General features: G+C 72.8%; 16 protein-coding genes and 2 pseudogenes. 13 read left to right on the top strand and 5 right to left on the bottom strand.

Annotated elements, in window-relative coordinates:
• Window positions 1-195 precede the first annotated feature (195 nt).
• From O7623_RS09560 to leuS, 8 genes and pseudogenes are all read left to right on the top strand, one after another.
• On the top strand, window positions 196-858 hold the full coding sequence (locus tag O7623_RS09560; protein WP_282228252.1) for a universal stress protein: 663 nt from the start codon (window positions 196-198) through the stop codon (window positions 856-858).
• Window positions 859-957: 99 nt separating this feature from the next.
• Window positions 958-3,801, top strand: coding sequence for a hydrogen gas-evolving membrane-bound hydrogenase subunit E (mbhE, locus tag O7623_RS09555; RefSeq protein WP_282228251.1), 2,844 nt, complete (start codon window positions 958-960; stop codon window positions 3,799-3,801).
• Window positions 3,798-4,061, top strand: a pseudogene (locus O7623_RS09550) (NADH-quinone oxidoreductase subunit K); the annotation flags it as partial. The gene mbhE and the pseudogene O7623_RS09550, both read left to right, overlap by 4 nt.
• A 245-nt stretch (window positions 4,062-4,306) precedes the next feature.
• Window positions 4,307-5,893 (top strand): monovalent cation/H+ antiporter subunit D family protein, encoded by a 1,587-nt coding sequence (locus tag O7623_RS09545; RefSeq protein ID WP_282228250.1) that lies wholly within the window; start codon window positions 4,307-4,309, stop codon window positions 5,891-5,893.
• A complete protein-coding gene (locus tag O7623_RS09540; RefSeq protein ID WP_282228249.1) occupies window positions 5,890-6,369 on the top strand; it encodes a Na+/H+ antiporter subunit E in 480 nt (159 codons plus the stop codon). Before O7623_RS09545 ends, O7623_RS09540 begins: the two co-directional genes overlap by 4 nt.
• The gene (locus O7623_RS09535) at window positions 6,366-6,623 is read left to right on the top strand and encodes a monovalent cation/H+ antiporter complex subunit F (protein ID WP_282228248.1); all 258 of its coding nucleotides are present in this window, start codon (window positions 6,366-6,368) and stop codon (window positions 6,621-6,623) included. Before O7623_RS09540 ends, O7623_RS09535 begins: the two co-directional genes overlap by 4 nt.
• On the top strand, window positions 6,620-7,006 hold the full coding sequence (gene mnhG / locus O7623_RS09530; protein WP_282228247.1) for a monovalent cation/H(+) antiporter subunit G: 387 nt from the start codon (window positions 6,620-6,622) through the stop codon (window positions 7,004-7,006). Before O7623_RS09535 ends, mnhG begins: the two co-directional genes overlap by 4 nt.
• A 375-nt stretch (window positions 7,007-7,381) precedes the next feature.
• Window positions 7,382-10,222, top strand: a complete 2,841-nt coding sequence (leuS, locus tag O7623_RS09525) for a leucine--tRNA ligase (RefSeq protein WP_282228246.1) — start codon at window positions 7,382-7,384, stop codon at window positions 10,220-10,222.
• Between the two features lie 59 nt (window positions 10,223-10,281).
• Here leuS and O7623_RS09520 read toward each other — a convergent pair whose 3' ends face one another.
• Complete coding sequence (locus O7623_RS09520) at window positions 10,282-10,704, bottom strand: helix-turn-helix domain-containing protein (RefSeq protein ID WP_282228245.1); 423 nt, start codon at window positions 10,702-10,704, stop codon at window positions 10,282-10,284.
• A gap of 80 nt (window positions 10,705-10,784) precedes the next feature.
• Here O7623_RS09520 and O7623_RS09515 point away from each other — a divergent pair, with 80 nt between their 5' ends.
• On the top strand, window positions 10,785-11,612 hold the full coding sequence (locus O7623_RS09515) for a hypothetical protein (RefSeq protein ID WP_282228244.1): 828 nt from the start codon (window positions 10,785-10,787) through the stop codon (window positions 11,610-11,612).
• Here O7623_RS09515 and O7623_RS09510 read toward each other — a convergent pair.
• The 4 genes from O7623_RS09510 to O7623_RS09495 all read right to left on the bottom strand — a co-directional run bounded on the left by O7623_RS09510 (window position 11,596) and on the right by O7623_RS09495 (window position 15,626).
• Window positions 11,596-12,351, bottom strand: coding sequence for a VTT domain-containing protein (locus O7623_RS09510; RefSeq protein WP_282228243.1), 756 nt, complete (start codon window positions 12,349-12,351; stop codon window positions 11,596-11,598). The two genes, O7623_RS09515 and O7623_RS09510, sit on opposite strands and share 17 nt — an antisense overlap.
• A gap of 313 nt (window positions 12,352-12,664) precedes the next feature.
• Entirely contained in the window at window positions 12,665-13,027 is a 363-nt protein-coding gene (locus tag O7623_RS09505; protein ID WP_282228242.1) for a hypothetical protein, read from the bottom strand.
• A 639-nt stretch (window positions 13,028-13,666) separates the two neighbouring features.
• Entirely contained in the window at window positions 13,667-14,380 is a 714-nt protein-coding gene (locus tag O7623_RS09500; RefSeq protein WP_282229360.1) for a DJ-1/PfpI family protein, read from the bottom strand.
• A 25-nt stretch (window positions 14,381-14,405) separates the two neighbouring features.
• Complete coding sequence (locus tag O7623_RS09495; RefSeq protein WP_282229359.1) at window positions 14,406-15,626, bottom strand: MurT ligase domain-containing protein; 1,221 nt, start codon at window positions 15,624-15,626, stop codon at window positions 14,406-14,408.
• A 514-nt stretch (window positions 15,627-16,140) separates the two neighbouring features.
• On the opposite strand from O7623_RS09495, the gene mraZ reads away from it, so the two are divergent.
• The 4 genes and pseudogenes from mraZ (at window position 16,141) to O7623_RS09475 (ending at window position 20,877) form a co-directional block, all read left to right on the top strand.
• Complete coding sequence (gene mraZ / locus O7623_RS09490; protein WP_282228241.1) at window positions 16,141-16,572, top strand: division/cell wall cluster transcriptional repressor MraZ; 432 nt, start codon at window positions 16,141-16,143, stop codon at window positions 16,570-16,572.
• A 262-nt stretch (window positions 16,573-16,834) separates the two neighbouring features.
• Window positions 16,835-17,785 (top strand): annotated as a pseudogene (rsmH, locus tag O7623_RS09485) (16S rRNA (cytosine(1402)-N(4))-methyltransferase RsmH); the annotation flags it as partial.
• Between the two features lie 194 nt (window positions 17,786-17,979).
• Entirely contained in the window at window positions 17,980-18,555 is a 576-nt protein-coding gene (locus O7623_RS09480; RefSeq protein ID WP_282228240.1) for a hypothetical protein, read from the top strand.
• A gap of 6 nt (window positions 18,556-18,561) precedes the next feature.
• On the top strand, window positions 18,562-20,877 hold the full coding sequence (locus O7623_RS09475) for a penicillin-binding protein 2 (RefSeq protein WP_282228239.1): 2,316 nt from the start codon (window positions 18,562-18,564) through the stop codon (window positions 20,875-20,877).
• Window positions 20,878-20,904 lie beyond the last annotated feature (27 nt).

Raw genomic sequence — 20,904 nt, 5'->3', positions numbered from 1 at the left:
CCGTCCGTGATCGTCGCCGACTCACGGGTGGGTCGGTCCATTCGCTGCTGACACCTACCCGAAGGGGACGTGACGGACAGCAGGATTCACCGTGGCACGGACTGGGCAGTACATCGCGACATCTCACGCGGTCCAGGTCATCCGGTCCGCCGGACGCGGGTGCGGCCCCTGGCGGGCGGTACGGAGAGGAGTCGGATGTCCACGGCCGGGTACGTGGCGGTCGTCGTCGTGGTGTGGGTGCTCTCCGGAGTCACCGCGGTCGCGGTGTTCATGACCCGGCGGGGCCGGCGCGCCTGGTACTGGTATCTGCTCGGTGCCGTGCTAGGACTGCTGTTCGTCCCGATCGCGATGGAACGCGGTGCCACCGGCACCGGACGTTTGGAGACCCGGACCGCGCCGGGGCGACCCGGCCGGTCGGCGTCCGCCGCCGGCCCACGGGTGCTGGTCGCGGTGGACGGGTCCGCCGACGCCGACCGGGCGCTGCGTACCGCCCGGGAGGTGCTCGGTGACCGGGTCGGCGAGCTGATCCTGGCCACGGTCGTCGACCTGGCACCCCAGGTCGACCCGGACGAACGGACCGAGGAGGAGGACGAGGACCTCGCCCGCGCCCGAGAGGTGCTGCGGGACCGGGCCGGCGCGGCGTCCGCCGGGGGCCGGGCCGGAGCGAGCCGTACGGAGATCCTCACCGGCACCCCGGCGCGGGCGCTGCTGGACACCGCTCGCCGCAACGACGTCGACCTGATCGTCATCGGGCGGCGGGGCAGCGGCCTGTCCACCCGGCTGCTCGGTGGCGTCGCCGACCAGGTGGTGCGCCACGCCGACCGACCGGTCCTGCTCGCCGCGACCGAGGACGCCTGAGATGGCGTGCGCCACGGCCACGGGCACGACGACCGGCTGCGGGCGCCGTCGCGCTGGCTGCGGGCGCCGTCGCGCTGGCTGCGGTAGGGGAGTCCGGCGTTGACCATGGTCGCGGTGCTGGTCCTGCTGACCGGGCTCGCCGCCACCGCACCACTGCTCACCCGTCTGCTCGGTCGGGACGCCGGATATCCACTCGCCCTCGGCTACCTGGTCAGCTGCGGACTACTCGCTTCGCGGATGCCGGTGGTGCTCGACAACGGCGCGGTCGCGGTCACCGCGCCGTGGCTGCCGTCGCTGGAGGTGGCGTTCGCGCTGCGTCTGGACGGCCTGTCGATGGTCTTCGGGCTGCTCGTGCTCGGCGTCGGCGCGCTGATCATGATGTACTGTCCGCGCTATCTCACCCCGGACGCCCGGTGCACCAGCCTCTACACCCTGCTGACCCTGTTCACCGTCGCGATGCTCGGCCTGGTCTTCGCGTCCGACATGGTGCTGTTGTTCCTGTTCTGGGAACTGACCACGCTCTGCTCGTTCTTCCTGATCGGCCTGGCCAGTCCGGCGGCGGCCCGACCGGCGACCCGGGCCCTGCTGGTCACCGCCGGCGGCGGACTGGCGTTGCTGGCCGCCGTCGTGATCCTGGTCGGCACCCTCGGCACCGCCGACCTCACCACGATCCTGGCTCGCCCGGACCGGTTGCTCGCCTCCCCAGCGGCCTGGGCGGTCGGTGCGTTGCTGATCGTCGCGGCGTTCGCCAAGTCGGCGCAGTTCCCGTTCCACTTCTGGCTGCCCAGCGCGATGGTGGCGATCACCCCGGTCAGCGCGTACCTGCACGCGGCCACGATGGTCAAGGCCGGCATCTACCTGCTGATCCGCTTCTCGCCGGTCTACGCCGGTCAACCGGCCTGGACCATCACACTGGTCCTCGGCGGGCTCGGAACCGCCGTGCTCGGTGCCTTCCTGGCGTTGCGCCAACACGACCTCAAGGCGATGCTGGCCTACTCGACGGTCAGCCAACTGGGCCTGCTGGTCGGCGTGATCGGGGTCGGCACCACGGCCGCCCTGGCCGCCGCAGTGCTGCACACGGTGGCCCACGCGCTGTTCAAGGCCACCCTGTTCATGCTCGTCGGCATCATCGACCGGGAAGCCGGCAGCCGCGACATCCGCCAGCTGTCCGGGCTGCGCCGGGTGATGCCGGTGACCGCGACCCTGACCGGGCTCGCGGCGATGTCGATGGCCGGACTGGCCCCACTGCTCGGCTTCGTCAGCAAGGAAGCGATCTTCGAAGCGCTGATCCGGACCGGGGTGGATCCCTGGCTGAGCCCGACCGCCGAGGTGCTGGCCGTGTCGGCGTCCGCGCTGACCTTCGCCTACGGCGCGCGGATCGTCTACGAGACCTTCGCCGGGCCCACCCGGCAACCCGACCTGTACGAGCCGGCGCTGACCTTCCTCGCCCCGGCCGGGGTGGCGGCGTTGCTCAGCCTGATGCTCGGCCCGGCCGCCGCCCTGCTCGGCCCGCTGATCGACCAGGCCACCCGCAACGCCGACCCGGGCGGGGAACCGCCGTACGTGGCGTTCTGGCACGGGTTCACCCCGGCGCTGGGGCTGTCGGTCCTGGCCGTCGGGCTCGGGTTCGCGTTGTTCGCCGCCCGCGCCCGGGTCGACCGGATCGTGCACGCGGTGCCGCTGCCACCCGCCGGCGCGACCATGTTCGACCATAGCTATGCGACGCTGCTGCGACTGGGTCATCTGGTCGGCCGCCCGGCCCGCTACGACTCACCCGGCGCCCACCTGTTCCGACCGGTGCTGTTGCTGGTGCTGCTGGGTGCGGTCGGCAGTTGGGCGCTCGCGTCGTCGCCGCCGTCACCGCTGTGGCCGCCGACGGGCCCCACCGCCGGCGACTGGCCACTGCTGGTGCTCGTGGCGGTGGCGACCGCCGGGATCGTGACGGCCCGTTCGGCACTGGCCGCGATCGCGCTGCTCGGCCTGGTCGGCCTGCTGGTCGCCACCTGGTTCCTGCTCGCCGGTGCGCCGGACGTCGCGCTGACGTTGATGCTGGTCGAGGTGCTGACCGCGGTGGTCGGGATGCTCGTGCTGCGGCGGTTGCCGGCCCGGCTGCCCGGGGCCGGGCGGCAGCCGGTGAGCTGTTTCGCCGGCGCGCTCGCGGCCGCCGCCGGGATCGTCGCGGTCGTGGCCACGCTCGCCCTGACCGGCCGCCGGGAGCTGTCGACAGCGGGGGACTACTTCCTGCGTACCGCCGAGCCGCAGACCGGCGGCGAGAACGTGGTCAACGTGATCCTGGTCGACTTCCGGGCGTTCGACACCCTCGGTGAGGCCAGTGTCCTGGTCGCTGTGGCGCTCGGCCTGATCGGACTGTTCCGGGCCGGCCGGGTCGGCCGCTCCGGAGACGGCCCCGACGGCACCGGCACGACCAGCGCGGCTGGCGGTTCCGGCGGTGGCGGCCCCGACCTGGTGCTGCGGTTCGCGCACCGGCTGCTCACCCCGGTGATGCTCGTCGTCTCCGCGTACCTGTTCCTGCGTGGCCACGACGAACCCGGCGGTGGCTTCATCGCCGCGCTGGTCGCGGGGGCCGCGATCGGTCTCGGGCAACTGGCCCACGGGGGCAGCCGGGTGGCGGCGCGGCGCTGGCTACGGCCGGCACCGCTGCTGGCCGGCGGGTTGCTGACCTGCCTGGCCGTCGGGCTGTCCGCGCTGCTGCTCGGCGAGCCGTTCCTCACTCCGGAGCACACCCCGGCGGTGTCGGCGCTCGGGTTGTCCGTGACACCGGTGACGCTGTTCGACGTCGGCATCTACCTGATGGTGGTCGGACTGGTCACCGCGGCGGTGGACCGGCTGGGCGCGACCGACGTGCGTCCGGTCGTCGAGCGGCAGCGAGCCGTCGCCGCGTCGGTGCCCACCGGGGCCACCCGGGAGGTGTCGACGCGATGACCGTAGCGCTGATGGTCGGCATCCTGACCGCCGCCGGCGTGTACCTGATCCTGCACCGGGGCCTGATCCGGGTGATCATCGGATTCGTCCTGCTCGGGCACGCCGTCAACGCCCTGTTGCTGGCCGCCGGCGGGCTGTGGCGGAGGGAACCACCGCTCGGCGAGGTGGACCGTGCCACCACCGCCGACCCGTTGCCCCAGGCGTTCGCGTTGACCGCCATCGTCATCACCTTCGGGATCACCGTGTATCTGCTCGCCCTCACCCTGGCCAGCCCACCTGAGCGCGACCGGCCCGACCTCGAACTCGGCGAGGCGCCGCCGTCGCCGACTCCGGCGGCGCCGCCGACCGCACCACGGCGTGCCGCTGGTCCAACGGCCGGTGCGCCGGCCGAGCCGGTGCTGACCGAACCACGTGCGGTCACCGACGAACTTGCCCGGGGCGGCGGAACTGTCCGCGACGACGGGGTGGCCGACCCCGGCGGGACGCGGCACCAGCGGGAGGGCCGATGACCGGCACGGCGCTGGTACTTCCGATCGTGCTGCCGTTGGTGGTCGCCGGGCTGCTGACGGCGCTGCCCGGGCGTGCGGCGCTGCACCGGGCCGGGTGGCTGGCGACCTCGGCGGCCGTGGTGGTCGACGGTGCCGTCCTGCTCGCCAGCACCCGCGACGGTGACGTCATCGCCGAACGGATCGGCGGCTGGCCGGCCGGCATCGCGATCAGCCTCGCGGCGGACACCCTCAGCGCCCTGCTGATCGTCACGGTGGCGGTGGTGCAACTGGCGTGCGGCGTGTTCGCCGCCGGCTCCGGTGACGACCGGCGACCCTTCTTCGTACCACTGGTGCTCATCACCAGCGCCGGCGCGTACGGGGCGTTTCTCACCGCCGACCTGTTCAACCTCTTCGTCATGGTCGAGGTCATGCTGGTGCCCTCGTACGTGCTGCTGACCACCGGCGGTGGGCGGGAGCGGATCACCGCCGGTCGGGTCTACGTCACGGTCAATCTGCTGGCGTCGACGATCTTCTTGGCCGGGGTGGGGCTGGTCTACGCCGTGGCCGGCACCGTCGACCTCGGTGAACTGGCCGGTGCGGGCGCCACCGGGTCCGGTGAGCTGGTCGTCGCCGGGGCGGTCGTGCTGCTGGCCCTGGCGGTCAAGGCCGCGGTGGTGCCGCTGCACGGCTGGCTGCCGCGCAGCTACCCGTACGCGCCACCGACGGTCACCGTGCTCTTCTCCGGGATCCTGACCAAGGTCGGCGTCTACGCGATCCTGCGGATCGTCGCGGTGGTCTACGACGGTGCCGTGCAGTACCAGTGGCTCATCGGGATCGCCGCCGTGGTGACGATGGTGATCGGCGTGCTGGGGGCGCTCGGTGAGCACACCATGCGTACGGTGCTGGCCTTCCACATGGTCAGTCAGATCGGCTACCTGCTCATCGGGTTGGCGTTGTTCAGCCCGGCGGCGCTGACCGCCGCGATCTTCTTCCTGGTCCAGTACATCCTGGTCAAGGCGGCCCTGTTTCTGTCCGCCGGCGCGGTGACGGTGGGTTACGGCACCGACCGGTTGGACCGGCTCGGCGGTCTCGCGGCGGTGCACCGGCTCCTCGCGCTCGCCTACATCGGTGCGGCCCTGTCGCTGGCCGGTATGCCGCCGTTCTCCGGTTTCCTGGCCAAGTTCCTCCTGCTGCGGGCGGCCGCGGCCGACGGCGACTACCTGATCTTCACCGTCGCGGTGGTGGTCAGCCTGGGAACCCTCATCTCGATGATCAAAATCTGGGACCTGGTCTTCTGGGGTGAACCGCCGTCCGGTCCGGCCGGCCCGGCCGGCGTCACCCGGGCACCCAACTCCGCCGGCTCCGCAGCGCGGCCCGAGCCGGGCGCCCCGGTCGGTGTCCGTGCCCCGGTCGACGTCGGGGAGCAGGTCGGGGTCCGGCCGCCGGCGCGGATCGGACCGGCCATGACCGTGCCGGCGCTGGCGCTGGCGGTCGCCACCCTGCTGCTCGGTCCGGCCGCCGCACCCTTGCTCGACCTGGCCGCCGAGGCCGCCGCCGGCCTGATCGACCCACAGGCGTACGTCGAGGCGGTGACCGGGCGATGAGCGGGCGCGGCGGCACCGGCTGGTGGGCGAGTCCGCCGGGCCGGTTCGCGCTGCGGACCGTCCGGGTGTCGCGGTTCATCGGCTACTTCGCCGTACGGCTGGTGGTCGCCAACCTCGTCGTCGCCCGGGAGATCGTCACGCCGGGCAGCGGCCTGTCGCCGGGGATCGTCGAGATCCGGCTGCGGACCCGGACCCCGACCGAGGTCGTGCTGATGGCGCTGGCGGTGGGGCTCACCCCGGGAACACTGACCGTGGCGATCCGCCAGGACCCGCCGACGCTGTTCGTCCACGGCATGCACGCCGAGGACCCGCAGACCTTCCGCGCCGAGCTAGCCCGGCTGCAGGACCGCATGCTGCCGGCGGTCCGGCCGGTCCAGGACGCTGGCGACAGGTCTGGTGACGCCGGCGTCTCGGACCGGCCGGACCGGTCTGGTGACGCCGGCGATCAGGGACGACCGGAGGTGAACCCGTCGTGACCGGACTCGATCTCGTCCTCGGCGTACTCGCGGCGGCCATGCTGGCCGCGATCGTCCGGCTCGTCGTCGGACCGACCGACGCCGACCGGGCCGCCGCGCTCGACTTCGGCTTCTTCGTCTTCATCGCCGCCGTCGCGGTCCTGGCCGCCCGGCTGCGGATCCCTGCCCTGCTGGACCTCGTGCTGACCGCGACCCTGGTCGGGTTCCTGGCGACCGTCGCGCTCGCCCGCCTGGTGGAACGGAGGAGCCGGTGAACGTCTCGACGGTCCTGGCCACGGTGCTGCTGGGCGCCGGCACCCTGCTGATCGGGATCACCGCGATCGGGTTGCTGCGGTTACCGGACATCTACAACCGGATGAACGCCGTCGCCAAGGCGGCCAGCCTGGGGCTGACCCTGGTCCTGCTCGGCGTGCTGACCCTGCTGCCGAGCCCGCGTACCGCCGTCGTGGTGGCCCTGGCCATCCTTCTGCAGCTGCTCACCGCCCCGGTCGGCGGGTACGCACTCGCCCGGGCCGCCTACCGGTCCGGCACGCCGATGTCGGCGCAGAGCCGGTTCGACGACCTCGCCGAGCCTGCGGCGCGGACCGGAACGGATCTGGGCGACACCGCCATGGAGCCCGGCCGGGACCGGGACTGAGCCCGCAGTGAGCCCCGGCCGCGCCGGGACTGAGCCCGCAGTGGGCCCCGGCTGCGCCGGGACTGAGCCCGCAGTGAGCCCCGGCTGCGCCGGGACTGAGCCCGCAGTGGGCCCCGGCCGCGCCGGAGGCCCGTCGATGTGAGTTGCGGGTACCGGTAGACTACCGGTATGGCCGGTGCCTTCCTGCTCCTTCTCCGGCCGTGCTGACCCACCCGGAGGCCTGACCCACTACGGCCCCGTCGGTGGCGACAGCACGGCGACCCCTCCTGCGTGAGGGGTTTTTTCATGCCCGGGTACCCCCGGCCCCGGACCGACGCCCGGCCCCCGGACCGACAAATGACAGCCCACGACCGATACCTGAGGTGGCGACCGACGATGAGCGAGGCAGCCGAGACCGGAGCGGACATCCCCCCGTACCGGTACACCGCCGCGATGGCGGGCGAGATCGAACGGCGGTGGCAGCAGCGCTGGGAACAGGACGGTACGTTCCACGCGCCCAACCCGACCGGCCCGCTGGCCGACCCGGAGCACCCGCGCGCCGGCGCCGACAAGCTCTTCCTGCTGGACATGTTCCCGTACCCCTCCGGGGCCGGGCTGCACGTCGGTCACCCGCTGGGCTTCATCGGCACCGACTGCTACGGCCGCTACCAGCGGATGGCCGGGCGCAACGTACTGCACGCGATGGGCTTCGACGCGTTCGGGCTGCCCGCCGAGCAGTACGCGGTGCAGACCGGTCAGCACCCCCGCACCACCACCGAGGCCAACATCGAGCGGTACCGGGCCCAGCTGCGCATGTTGGGGCTGGCCCACGACGACCGTCGGTCGGTGGCCACCACCGACGTCGAGTTCTACCGCTGGACCCAGTGGATCTTCCTGCAGGTCTTCAACTCCTGGTACGACGCCGACGCCGGCCGGGCCCGCCCGGTCAGCGAGCTGATCGCCGCGTACGAGTCCGGGCAGCGGGCGACCCCCGACGGGCGTGCCTGGTCGGAGCTGACCGACCGGGAGCGTCGCGAGGCGGTCGACGCACACCGGCTGGCGTACATCTCCGAGGCGCCGGTCAACTGGTGTCCGGGCCTGGGCACCGTACTGGCCAACGAGGAGATCACCGCCGACGGCCGCTCCGAGCGTGGCAACTTCCCGGTCTTCAAGCGCAACCTGCGTCAATGGATGATGCGGATCACCGCGTACGCCGACCGGCTGCTCGACGACCTGGACCTGCTGGACTGGCCGGAGCCGATCAAGCTGATGCAGCGCAACTGGATCGGCCGGTCCACCGGTGCGCACATCACCTTCCCGACCGACGCCGCGCCGATCGAGGTCTTCACCACCCGCCCGGACACCGTCTTCGGCGCCACCTACATGGTGCTGGCCCCCGAGCACGCCCTGGTCGACGCGCTGGTGCCGGCGGCCTGGCCGGAGGGCACCCGCCCGGCGTGGACCGGTGGGCACGCCACCCCGGCCGAGGCGGTCGAGGCGTACCGCAAGCAGGCCGCCGGCCGCACCGACGCCGAGCGGCACGCCGAGAGCCGGGACAAGTCCGGGGTCTTTGTCGGCGCCTATGCCACCAACCCGGTCAACGGCGCCCGACTGCCGATCTTCATCGCCGACTACGTGCTGGCCGGCTACGGCACCGGGGCGATCATGGCGGTGCCCGCGCAGGACGAGCGGGACTGGGACTTCGCCGAGGTGTTCGACCTGCCGATCGTGCGAACCGTGACGCCGCCGGAAGGCTTCACCGGCAAGGCGTACACCGGTGACGGCCCCGCGATGAACAGCGACTTCCTGAACGGCCTGGGAGTGACCGAGGCCAAGGAACGGATCATCGCCTGGCTGGAGGCGGGCGGCCACGGCCGGGGCGCGGTCACCTACCGGCTGCGGGACTGGCTGTTCAGCCGGCAACGCTACTGGGGCGAGCCGTTCCCGATCGTCTACGACGAAACCGGTCTGCCGATCGCCCTGCCGGACGAGCTGCTGCCGCTGGAGCTGCCCGAGGTCGACGACTTCTCGCCGCGTACCTTCGACCCCGACGACGCCGGGTCCGACCCGGAGACGCCGCTGTCGCGGGCCACCGACTGGGTCGAGGTGGAGCTGGACCTGACCGGTGTGCCGGGGGCACCCGCCGGCCGGCGTCGCTACCGTCGGGAGACCAACACGATGCCGCAGTGGGCCGGCTCCTGCTGGTACGAGCTGCGCTACGCCGACCCGACCAACAGCGACGCGTTCGTCGACCCGGCCAACGAGCGGTACTGGATGGGGCCGGCGTCGGCGGCCGACTGCGGCGGCGTCGACCTGTACGTCGGCGGTGTCGAACATGCCGTGCTGCACCTGCTGTACGCCCGGTTCTGGCACAAGGTGCTGTTCGACCTGGGGCACGTCTCCAGCGTCGAACCGTTCCGCCGGCTGTTCAACCAGGGCTACATCCAGGCGTACGCGTACACCGACGCGCGGGGCGCCTACGTCGACGCGGCCGAGGTGACCGAACGCGACGGCGGCTGGTTCCACGGCGACGTCGCCGTCAACCGTGAGTACGGCAAGATGGGCAAGAGCCTGCGCAACGTGGTCACCCCGGACGAGATGTGCGAGGCATACGGTGCCGACACCTTCCGGGTGTACGAGATGTCGATGGGCCCGCTGGAGGTCTCCCGCCCGTGGGAGACCCGGGCGGTCGTCGGCTCGTACCGGTTCCTGCAGCGGGTGTGGCGGGCCCTGGTCGACGAGCACTCCGGCGCGTCCCGGGTGACCGACGCGCCCGCCGACGACGAGCTGCGTCGGCTGACGCACCGGGTCGTCGACGGTGTCCGCGCCGACATGGACGGGCTGCGGTTCAACACGGCGATCGCGAAGCTGATCGAGCTGACCAACGCGCTGACCCGGCTGCCCGCGACGCCCCGGGAGGTGGCCGAGCCGCTGGTCCTGATGCTCGCGCCGTTCGCCCCGCACGTGGCGGAGGAGCTGTGGCAGCGGCTGGGCCACACCGGCTCCCTGGCGTACGCCGATTTCCCGGTGGCCGACCCGGCGCTGCTGCGGGCCGCTTCGGTGACCTACCCGGTGCAGGTGGCGGGCAAGGTCCGGGGGCGTGTGGAGGTGCCGGCCGAAGCCGGCGAGGAGGAGGTACGGGCCGCCGCGCTGGCCGCCGTCGCCGAGCACCTGGGCGGCCGTACGCCGCGCAAGGTGATCGTGGTCCCGGGCCGGATGGTCAGCGTGGTGCCCTGACGCCAGTGCTCCTGCCACCGGCGTGCCGGCCCGCAGCGTCAGCTGCGGGCCGGCACGGTTCAGCCGACCCGGTGCCCGCCGGCGCGGTCGTCGTAGCGCTGTCGGGCGGCGGCGATCACCGGTCGGTGCGCGAGTGACCAGTCGGCCAGCGCCTTGACCAGGTGGGTCAGGCTGGCGCCGACGTCGGTCAGCCGGTAGTCGACCTGGGCGGGGACGGTCGGATAGACCGTACGGGTGACCAGCCCGTCACGCTCCAGCCGACGGACGGTGAGCGTGAGCATGCGCTGCGAGATGCCGTCGATCGACCGTTGCAGCTGGCGGAAGCGCCGTGGCCCGGCCGCCAACTCGACCACGACCAGGACCGACCATCGGTCACCGAGCCGGTCCAGCACGTCGCGGATGCCGCAGTCGGGATGCTCGGCGCGCCCACACGGCTCCAGCTGTGCGGCCGAGGTGGTTACCACGGTGTGCGTGGGTGACATGAGAGTGCCTTCTTGTCCGTGCCGACAGGGATGGGGACGATCGCCGCAGGAACGCAACGGCGAGTAGGAGGACCTCATCAATGATCCTTGTCACGGGTGCCACCGGACACCTCGGTGCGGACATCGTCGACCGGCTGGGCCGTAGCGGGGTGCCGGTCACCGGTGCCAGCCGGTCACCGCGCCCGGGTCTGCGGCACCTGGATTTCGACCGGCCGGCCGACCTCGATCTGCGTGGCGTCCGGACGCTGGTGCTGGTCTCCGCCGGCTACGCCGAGGACGACCAGGTCATCGCCCGCCACCGGGCGGTCATCGACGCCGCCGTCCGCGACGGGGTCGACCAGGTGGTGTACACCAGCCTGACCACGGCGGGCGATCATCTCGGCTTCGCGCTGGCCCACCGGGTCACCGAACAGCTGCTGACCGCCAGTGGCCTGGGCTGGACGGTGCTGCGCAACGGGCTGTACGCCGAACTGTTCGGGGCGCTGCTCACCTGGGGCCCGCAGGGGCTGGAGTCCGCCTTCGGCGCCGGGGCCCTGGCCGCGGTCGTCCGGGCCGACCTGGCCGAGGCCGCCGCGCTGGTCGCCGTCGCCGCACCTGAGCATGCCGGCCGCTGCTACGACCTGGTCGGCCGGCCGGTGACCGCCGGTGAGGTCGCTGCCCGACTCGGCGTCGGACACCGCACCATCGACCTGGGGGAGTACCGCGCCCGGCTGGCGGACACGGCGGGGTTGCTGCCGTTCCAACCGCCGATGCTGGTGTCGATCGCGAGCGCGGTACGGCACGGGCTGCTCGACGCCACCGGCGACGATCTCGGCCGGCTGCTCGGTCGCGATCCCGCCGACCCGCTCGACGTCGCGGCGGCCGTGGCTGCGTCGACCCGGTCCGGCCCGGCTACGCCGACGCGGTGACGTCGCGGTCGGGCACCCGGGCGGCGGCCGCACTGGCGCGAACCGCGCGGCGCCACCGCAGCAGCAGCGCGACGGTGGCCGCCGCACCCAGCCCGGCGGGCGCGGCGGCCAGCCAGTTGACCTCACCGGGGGCGACCACGGCCGCACCGAGCACCGCGTAGCCGACGGCGGTCGGCGTCGAGGCGAGCACGCTGCCGATCAGGAACGGGGTCAGCCGGACTCCGGTGGTGCCGTAGCCGAGGCTGACCATCCCGAAGCCGCTGACCGGCAGCAGCCGGACCGTCACCACCCCCAGCACGCTCTGGGTGGTGAACCACCGGTCCAACTGGGCCAGCCGCAGCCGGACCCGACCGGTCCGGCCGGCCAGGCCGCCCGCCGGTGCCGCCGAAGTACGGCTGGCGACGTACTCGCGGCCGAGCCACCGGCCGACGCCGAAGCCGATCAGCGCCGCCAGCGTCGCCGCAGCCAGGCTGTAACCGGCTCCGGCGACCGGGCCGAACAGCGCGCCCCAGGTCAGCGTGATGAAGGTCCGGGGCACCAGTACGGTCAGCAGCAGGGCGCCGCCCACCACGGCCAGCACCGGTGCCGCCATGCCGAGCCGGTCCGGCAGGCCGGACAGGGCCGCCAGGTCGGGCCGGGGGATCAGCAGCACCAGCAGACCGCAGCCGGCGATCAGCGCGAGCAGGGCCGCGAACCGGGCGACCGCCGGTTCGCGTAGCGCCTGCCGCAGCCGCCTCATCGGATTCCTTCCGTGGATACTCCGGTCTTCAGGCCGGGCAGGAAACGGAACTCCTGCGGAGCGGGACGGGGAACGCCGGTCTGCCGCCGGGGCGGATCGGCGTCCATCCACACGCCGCCCCAAGGCTCGCCTGTCGGATCGTTAGATTGTGGACTGTGTCCAGGACCGTGAAGCGGGCGTTCAGGTACCGCTTCCACCCCACTCCCCGGCAGGCCGCCGAGCTTGCCCGGACGTTCGGCTGTGTGCGGCTGGTCTACGACATGGCCCTGGCCGCCCGCACGCAGGCGTGGATCCTGCGGCGGGAACGGGTCACCTACAACGCCACCTCGGCGATGCTCACGTCGTGGAAGAAGACCGACGAGTTCGCGTTCCTCGCCGAGGTGTCGTCGGTGCCGTTGCAACAGGCGCTGCGGCAGAGGTCGCGGCGGTCGGCGGAGTACACGGCCAGCGCGTTCCGGTGGCGCGACGGCCGGCTCACCCTGGCGAAGATGTCCGAACCGTTGGACAGCGTCTGGTCGCGGCCCCTGCCGGAGGGTGTATCGCTGTCGACGGTGACGGTGTCGCAGGACCTGGCGGGCCGCTGGTTCGTCTCCCTGCTCTGCGACGACCGGATCGAGCCGGCCCCGGCCTGCTCGGGCTCGGTGGGGGTCGACGCCGGTCTCGACAGCCTGTTCACCCTCTCGGGCGGGGAGAAGATCCCCAACCCGGGGCACGAACGCCGCGACCGGCATCGGCTGACCCGCGCCCAGCGGAACCTCGCGCGGAAGGCCCAAGGCTCGGCGAACCGGGCCAAAGCCCGGCTGGCGGTGGCCCGCGTCCATGCCCGGATCGCCGACCGTCGCCGTGACCACCTGCACAAACTGACCACTCGGCTCGTTCGTGGAACCCAAACGATCGTGATCGAGGACCTGACCGTCCGCAACATGGTCGCCAACCACAGTCTGGCCCGCGCCGCCTCGGACGCGGCCTGGCGGCAGTTCCGCACCATGCTGGCCTACAAGGCCGACTGGTACGGCCGGGATCTGGTGGTCGTGGACCGCTGGTTCCCGTCGACCCGGCTGTGCTCCGCCTGCGGCGCACTGGCCGAGCGGATGCCGTTGGCGGTCCGGTCGTGGACCTGCCGGTGCGGGCGGACCCACGACCGGGACGTCAACGCGGCCCGCAACATCCTCGCGGAGGGGCTCTCCGTGACTGCCTGTGGAGGCGGTGTAAGACCTCACCGGGAGTCCTCCTCTCGGACGGGGCGGTCGTCGGTGAAGCAGGAACCCCTTGGTGCGACCCAGGGCCTCCCCGTCCTTCAGGGCGGGGAGGATTGTCAAGTCCGGATCGCGGCCATCCGTTCGGCCCGCAGCCGGTCGGCCCACATGTCGTTGAGCGGCGGCAGGCTGGCGGCACCGATCGCCCAGCGCAGCAGCAGGTCCGCCAGCGCGGGGTTGCGGGCCAGCGCCGGGCCGTGCGCGTACGTGCCCAGGATGTTGCCGCGCCAGGCCCCTTCGCTGGCGCCGTCGTTGCCCACGCCGGCGGTGACCCGGGCCAGCGGCGATACGCCGGTGCCCAGGTGGGTGCGGCCACCGTGGTTCTCGAAGCCGCTCAGCGGCGGCAGACCGAGCCGGGGGTCGATGTCGCCGGCGAGTTCGCCGACCGCCCGGCTGGGTCCCCGGTCGGAGTGCAGGTCGAGCAGCTCCAGTCCGGTGCACCGGGTGCCCTTGGCGAAGAACGAGGTCCCCAGCAGTTGATAGCCGGCGCAGACCGCGAAGATCACCGAACCCTGGCTGACCGCCCGGTGCAGCCCGCCGTCGGCGCGCAGCCGCTGCGCGGCGAGGGCCTGCGGGCCGTCCTCGCCACCGCCCAGCAGGTAGATGTCGGCGGCCTGCGGTACCGCCTGGTCGGAGCGGATCTCGGTCAGCTCGACCGGGATCCCGCGCTGCTGTGCCCGTTTGGCCAGGATCAGCAGGTTGCCCCGGTCGCCGTAGGTGGACAGCAGGTCCGGGTAGATCCAGACCAGTCGCAGCACGCTGGGCCCGCCGATCGACGGGCCGATGGCCGGGAAGGACTCAGTTGACACGGTCCAGCTCCGCTCGGATGTCCTGGAATGCGGTGTAGTTGGCGATGACCTCCAGCCGCCCCGGCGGGACCGAGGCGATCGCCGCGTTCAGGGTCGCCACGTGCAGGAACGGTACGTCGTTGATCTCCAGCCGGACGGCCAGGTCGAACGCCCGGTCGCCGGTGATGAGCACCTGCCGGCCCCGCAGCGGCGAGAAGTCGACGTCGAACAACCAGGAGGTGTCGAGCCCGTCGGGATCCCGGGCGTTGATCGACAACAGGGTCGGTGCCTGCTCGGCCATGTCGAACGCCTCCAGCCAACTGGCCGGGTTCTTGGCCAGCAGCAGCCGGATGTTGCGTCCGTTGCGGACCACTTGGGCGTACCGGCCGGCGACCGAGGTCACCGTGGCCAGCCGGGTCACCGCGTCCACCGGCCGTACGCCGAACTCCGCGGCCACCGCCAACGCGGTGGCCGCGTTGCCGATGTTGACCTGTCCGGGCAGTTGCAGCACCACCTTGTGCCAGGCGCCGGTCGGGTCGATGACGCCGTCCTCGTCGACCACCCACTCGGGATCCGGGCGCCGCAGCGGGCAGCCGTTGCACCACCACTGGTTCTCGGCGCGTTGGATCGCCGAACCGCACTCCGGGCAGACCCAGGAGTCGTCGTGCCAGCGTTGGCCGGCGCTGAACCAGGAGACGGCACCAGCGGTGGTGGCGGCCCACACCACCATCGGGTCGTCGGCGTTGGCGATGACCTTGACATGCTGGTGCTCGGCCAGCGCCACCCGCCACAGCTGGGCCATCATCGCCACCTCCTTGGCCCGGTCGAGCTGGTCGCGGGAGAGGTTGAGCAGGGCGATCACCCGGGGGTTGGTGGCGTCCAGTACCTGGGCCAGGTAGTGCTCGTCGACCTCGAGCACGGCGTACGGCGTCGCGCCGGCCTTGGCCAGCGCGGAGGTGTGGCCGGTGGGCATGTTGGCACCGAACGAGTTGGTGGCGACCCGGCCGAGGACGCCGACCGCCGCGGCCGCCAGCCGGGTGGTGGTCGTCTTGCCGTTGGTGCCGGACACCAGCGCGATCGCCCGACCAGCGGCCAGGTGGGCCAGTAGTTCCGGGTCGATCTTGAGTCCGAGCCAGCCGCCGATCACCGAACCGTCGCCGCGTCCAGCGGCCCGCGACAACGCCGCGGCGGTGCGCGACACCGAGCTTGCCACCTTCGCCCGCAGAGGCATCTTCGCGTCCGTCACGCGAGCGAGGTTACCGGACCCCACCCGGCGGCGATCGACGCACGCAGGCGGTTGGCCCCTGCGGGTGCCGGGTGGCCTGTGCGGTGGACCGTGTGTCGACACACCGACCCGGTGCCCGACCCTCCCGTGCGGCCCTCCACTTTCCTCCACCACCGCCGCCCGGCGGGTGCGCGGGTGGGCGGAACGGGTGCGCGGGTGGGCGGAAATGGCCGTCCGGCGCGGGAATCGTTCGGCAACGCCGTACCGAGCGGGAATTCGCCGGGCCCTGTCGAGTGCCTGTCGGAAAGTGGACCGGCGTCGTGCCGCCGCGCCCTCCACCTGGCACCACCCCGATTGACGTGCGGTTTTGCCGAGCAATTGGGCGTGTTCCGGCCGCGATTCTGGTTGCAGGTGGAGGGAAGTGGAGTAGAGTGGGGCGCAATGGCGGGGCCGGGAGGGCCCGCCGGCCCCGGGGGATGCGGCACCGCGAATGCCGTACAAGGGCAAGGGGGGTTGGGCCGTGTTTCTCGGCACCCATACTCCGCGCCTGGACGACAAGGGCCGGTTGATCCTTCCAGCCAAGTTCCGGGACGAGCTGGCGGGAGGTGTCGTGATCACCAAGGGGCAGGAACGCTGTCTGTACGTGTTCCCGATGCCGGAGTTCCAGCGGATCGCCGACCAGTTGCGCACCCAGCCGATGACGCACAAGGCGGCTCGGGCGTACAGCCGGGTCTTCTTCGCCAGCGCGCACGACGAGGTGCCGGACAAGCAGGGCCGGGTGACCATCCCGGCGCATCTGCGCGAGTACGCCGGCCTCGACCGTGACCTCGTGGTGATCGGGGCCAGCAGCCGCGTCGAGGTCTGGGATCGGCAGGCCTGGGAGCAGTACCTCTCCGAGAGCGAGGACGACTTCGCGGACATCGAGGAGGGGGTGCTGCCCGGCGGGCTGTAGGGCAACGGATGGTCGACACGCCGGCGGCGGCCGGCGGCAGTGGCTGACGCGAGAGCCACCAGTCGGCACCGGCCGTCCGACGTACTGCGAGATCTCCAGCCGCTCCCGCACCTGGCGCCACTTCCCCGGCGCCAGGCGCGTGTTTCCAGCAACGGTTCGCCGGTGGGCGGGAGTAGAGCGGATGGGGATCTGGCGGTACGACGAGCGGCGACACGGACAACCGGGCGCGAACACACGGCAGGCAGGGTCACTGGGGGTCGACATGGGGGAGCTTCGCGGTACGCACGTACCGGTGCTGCTCGAGCGGTGTCTCGAGCTGCTCGCTCCCGCGCTCGGTCGCGGTGACCGGGCAGCCGTGCACGTCGACGCCACCCTCGGGCTCGGCGGGCACGCCGAGGCGGTCCTGGCGGCCTTTCCCTCGGTGACCCTGGTCGGGCTCGACCGGGATCGGGAGGCGCTGGCACACGCCCGGGCCCGGCTCGGTGCGTACGCCGACCGGGTCCACCTGGTCCACGCGGTCTACGACGAGCTGCCCACGGTGCTCGACGAGCTCGAACTGTCCGGCGTGGACAGCGTGCTGTTCGATCTCGGGGTGTCGTCGCTGCAGCTGGACGCCGCCGACCGGGGCTTCTCATACGCCCGGGACGTGGCGCTGGACATGCGGATGGACCAGAGCCGTGGCCGGACCGCCGAGGAGATCGTCAACGACTATCCCCCCGGAGACCTGGTACGGGTGCTGCGTGAGTACGGCGAGGAGCGGTTCGCCAGCCGGATCGTGTCGGCGATCGTGCGGGAACGGACGCGGCGGCGGATCACCTCGTCGGCGCGGCTGGCGGAGCTGGTGGAGACCGCCATTCCGGCCGCTACCCGAAGAACTGGGGGAAACCCCGCGAAGAGAACGTTTCAGGCACTGCGAATCGAGGTAAACGAGGAGCTGGCAGCGCTCCGCGGAGCACTGCCGGCCGCGCTGGACGCGCTGCACGTCGGCGGCCGCCTGGTGGTCATGTCCTACCAGTCGTTGGAGGACCGGATCACCAAGCAGTCGCTGGCGGGCAGGGTACGCAGCAGCGCACCGCTGGACCTGCCGGTCGAACTGCCCGGCACCGGCCCGACGTTCCGGTTGCTGACCCGGGGCGCCGAGCTGGCCAGCGAGGCGGAGATCGCGGCCAACCCACGCGCGGCGTCGGTACGGCTACGAGCGGCGGAGCGCATCGGACAGACGGCGGTGACCAAAGTGGGCACCGCCACCCGGGACAAGGACGGGGCCGCCCGCGAACGGCCCCGTCCGGCACCCGTGCACCACCGGCCCGGCGCGGCGGCGTCCGGGCGGACCACACCGGACGGAGCAACCGGCCGGCGGCGACGTCGCGATGGGGGTCGCGACGCGAACGAACAGGGGGAGGGGAGATGAACGTAGACAAGCGCGACCGTTCGGGGCAGGTCGGTCAGCGCAGCGCCCGGGCAGGCGCACCGCGGTCGGGGGGCCGGACCGCGGCGCGGCGTACCACCTCGACGGGTGGCTACGCGACCCAGGGCAGCGCGGCGCTGCAGGAGCAGCCCATGACGGCGGACCAGGTCCGGGTCAGGGACACCGCGGCACCGGCCGGGCCGCCACAGCTGCGGGTGGCACCGCCGGCGCCGGTCGCGGTGCCACGGGCACCGTTCATCGCGATGATCCTGGTGGTCGTCGTCGGTGGGGTGCTCGGCGTGCTGCTGGTGAACACGAAGATCAACGAGAACGCGATCCGGATCGGCACGCTGCAGCAGCAGCAGTCCAGCCTGGACGTGCAGGAGCAGCAGCTGAAGAAGGAAATCGCGCAGTACGAGGCACCGAACAACCTGGCTGCCCAGGCCCGCAAGCTCGGCCTGGTCGAGTCCGGTCCGCCGGCGTTCATCCGACTGCCGGACGGGCGGGTGATCGGCGTACCGCAGCCGGCCACCGGTGAGCCGGCCATCACCAGCCCGCAGGGGGCAGGGGAGTAGGCCAGCGTGGCTGACCGTGCCGATCCGCCGCGCCGGGAACCGCAGGGTTCCCGGCGCGGCGGTTCCGCTACGCCGGGAACCGGCGCCGCCGCCGGTGGTGCCCGGCGCGGCACCGGCCGGACCGGCGGCACCGGCCGGGAGGCCACCGCACGGGACGGCACCGCCCTCGGTGGGATCGCCGACGCCCGTGCCTACACCCCCCGTGGTCGGACGGTGCGGGAGTCGGCCGAACAGCGACGTACCGCGCGGGCCGCCGATCGCAGCCGCGACCCGTTCCGGCCGGCGCTTCAGGTGCTCGACGGCGGCCGGACCACCACCGGCGGCAGGACCACCACCGGCGGCGCGAACCGGTCGGGTGCCGCCGGCGGCACCTCGCCTGGCGCCGAGCCGGTCGGTCGCCGGGAGGCGTCGACCGCCGGTCGGCGTACCGGCGCGGATGCTGCCCGGCGGTCCGGCGGCACCGCGCCCCGGCCCGGTGCCCAGCGGCGCGCCACCGCGACCGCCTCCGGTGCCGGCGCGACCGCCTCCCGTGCCGGCGCTGCCCGCCGGGACGGCCCCGCTCGTCGTCGCCGGAGCCTGCCCCGGCTCGCCGACCCGCGTCGGCGGCTGCGGCTGGGCACCTTCCTGACTCTCACCATGTTCGCGGTGATCGGGATCCGGCTGGTCGTGCTCCAGGTCGTCGACGCGCCGGCCTACGCCGACGGCGGCGTACGGGACCGCATCGGCGCCCCGGTGGTGGTGCCGGCGCCACGCGGCAGCATCTACGACCGCACCGGCGCAGTCCTCGTGCACAGCGTCGCCGCCCGGTTCGTCTACTCCGATCCGGGCCTGGTCGAGGATCCGCAGGCGGCCGCCGAGGCGCTCTCCCCGTTGCTCGGGATCCCCCGGTCGACGCTGCTGGAGCGGCTGGTGCCGCAGACCCGCCCGGACGGGCAGGAGTCGCGGTTCGAGTTCCTCGCCCGGGGCGTCGACGTCGAGGTGGCCGAGGCCGTGCTGGCACTGGAACTGGACGGCATCGGTGTCGACTACGACGAGCGGCGCGAGGTGCCGGGCAACGACCTGGCCGCCAACCTGATCGGCTTCGTCGGCACGGACATGAACGGACTGGAGGGCCTGGAGGCGCGCTACGACGAGGTGCTGCGCGGTGTGAACGGCCAGCGCGTCGCCGAGCAGGGCAACCGGGAACTGCGGCTGGCCGAGATCCCGGGCGGCTACCGGCAGGAGACCGAGCCGCAGCCGGGCAGTTCCCTGGTGCTCACCATCGACCGGGACCTGCAGTTCGAGGTGCAGCGCCTGCTCAGCTCCGCGATGTCGGCGTACGCCGACGGGGTGGGGGCCGCCGTAGTGCTCGACGCGCACACCGGTGAGGTGCTGGCCCAGGCCAGCCACCCCACGTACAACGCGGCCGACGCCTGGTCCAGCGACCCGGCCGACCGGCAGGACATCGCGACCACCTTCACCGTCGAGCCGGGTTCGGTGCACAAGGCGCTGGTCTTCGGCGCGGCCCTGGAGGAGGGTCTGATCGAGCCGGAGACCACGCTCGACCTGGGACCGACGATCCGCAAGGGCGACACCACCTTCCGGGACACCCGACCGATCGAGGCCGGCGTGCCGACCAGCCTGGCCGGGATGCTGGCCTACTCGTCGAACGTCGGAACGATCAAGATCGCCGACCTGCTCGGTCCGGAGCGGCTGTACGCCTACCAGCAGGCGTTCGGGCTGGGCAGCCCGACCGGCGTCGGGTTGCCGGGCGAGGCGGGGGGCCGGGTGCTGCCGATCGACGAGTGGAGCGCCTCGTCGTACGGGTCGGTGCCGCTCGGGCACTCGGTGGACGCCACGCCGCTGCAGATGGCCGCGGCGTACGCCACCATCGCCAACGACGGCGTCTACGTCCAGCCGCGGATCGTCCGGGAGATCGTCGACGACGACGGCGAGCGCACGCCGACCACGCCGCCGACCACCCGACGGGTGCTCAGCGCGGACAACGCCGCCGCGCTCCGCACGATCATGGAGGGCGTCACCACCATCCCCGGCGCCACCGGCACCGCCGCGGCGATCCCCGGCTACCGGGTGGCCGGCAAGACCGGTACCGGTCGGCTGATCGCCGAGGGCCGGGTACAGCCGGGCGAGGTGGCCTCGTTCATCGGCATGGCCCCGGCCGACGACCCCCGGTACGTCATCGCCGTGGTGGCACACGTACCCGGTGGCGGCGGTGGGGAGATCCCGGCGCCGGCGTTTCGCGACATGATGCGCTTCACCTTGCTGCACTACCGGGTGCCGCCCAGCGGTACGGCGCCACCGGAGTTCGTGGTGCACCCGTGACGACCTGCACCGGGACTCATCCGTACG

Origin of the sequence: Solwaraspora sp. WMMD791, from assembly GCF_029581195.1 — a bacterium.
Taxonomy (GTDB): Bacteria; Actinomycetota; Actinomycetes; order Mycobacteriales; family Micromonosporaceae; genus Micromonospora_E.
The sequence above is the reverse complement of the archived record's forward strand: the minus strand, read 5'-3'. Positions and strand labels throughout refer to the sequence as shown.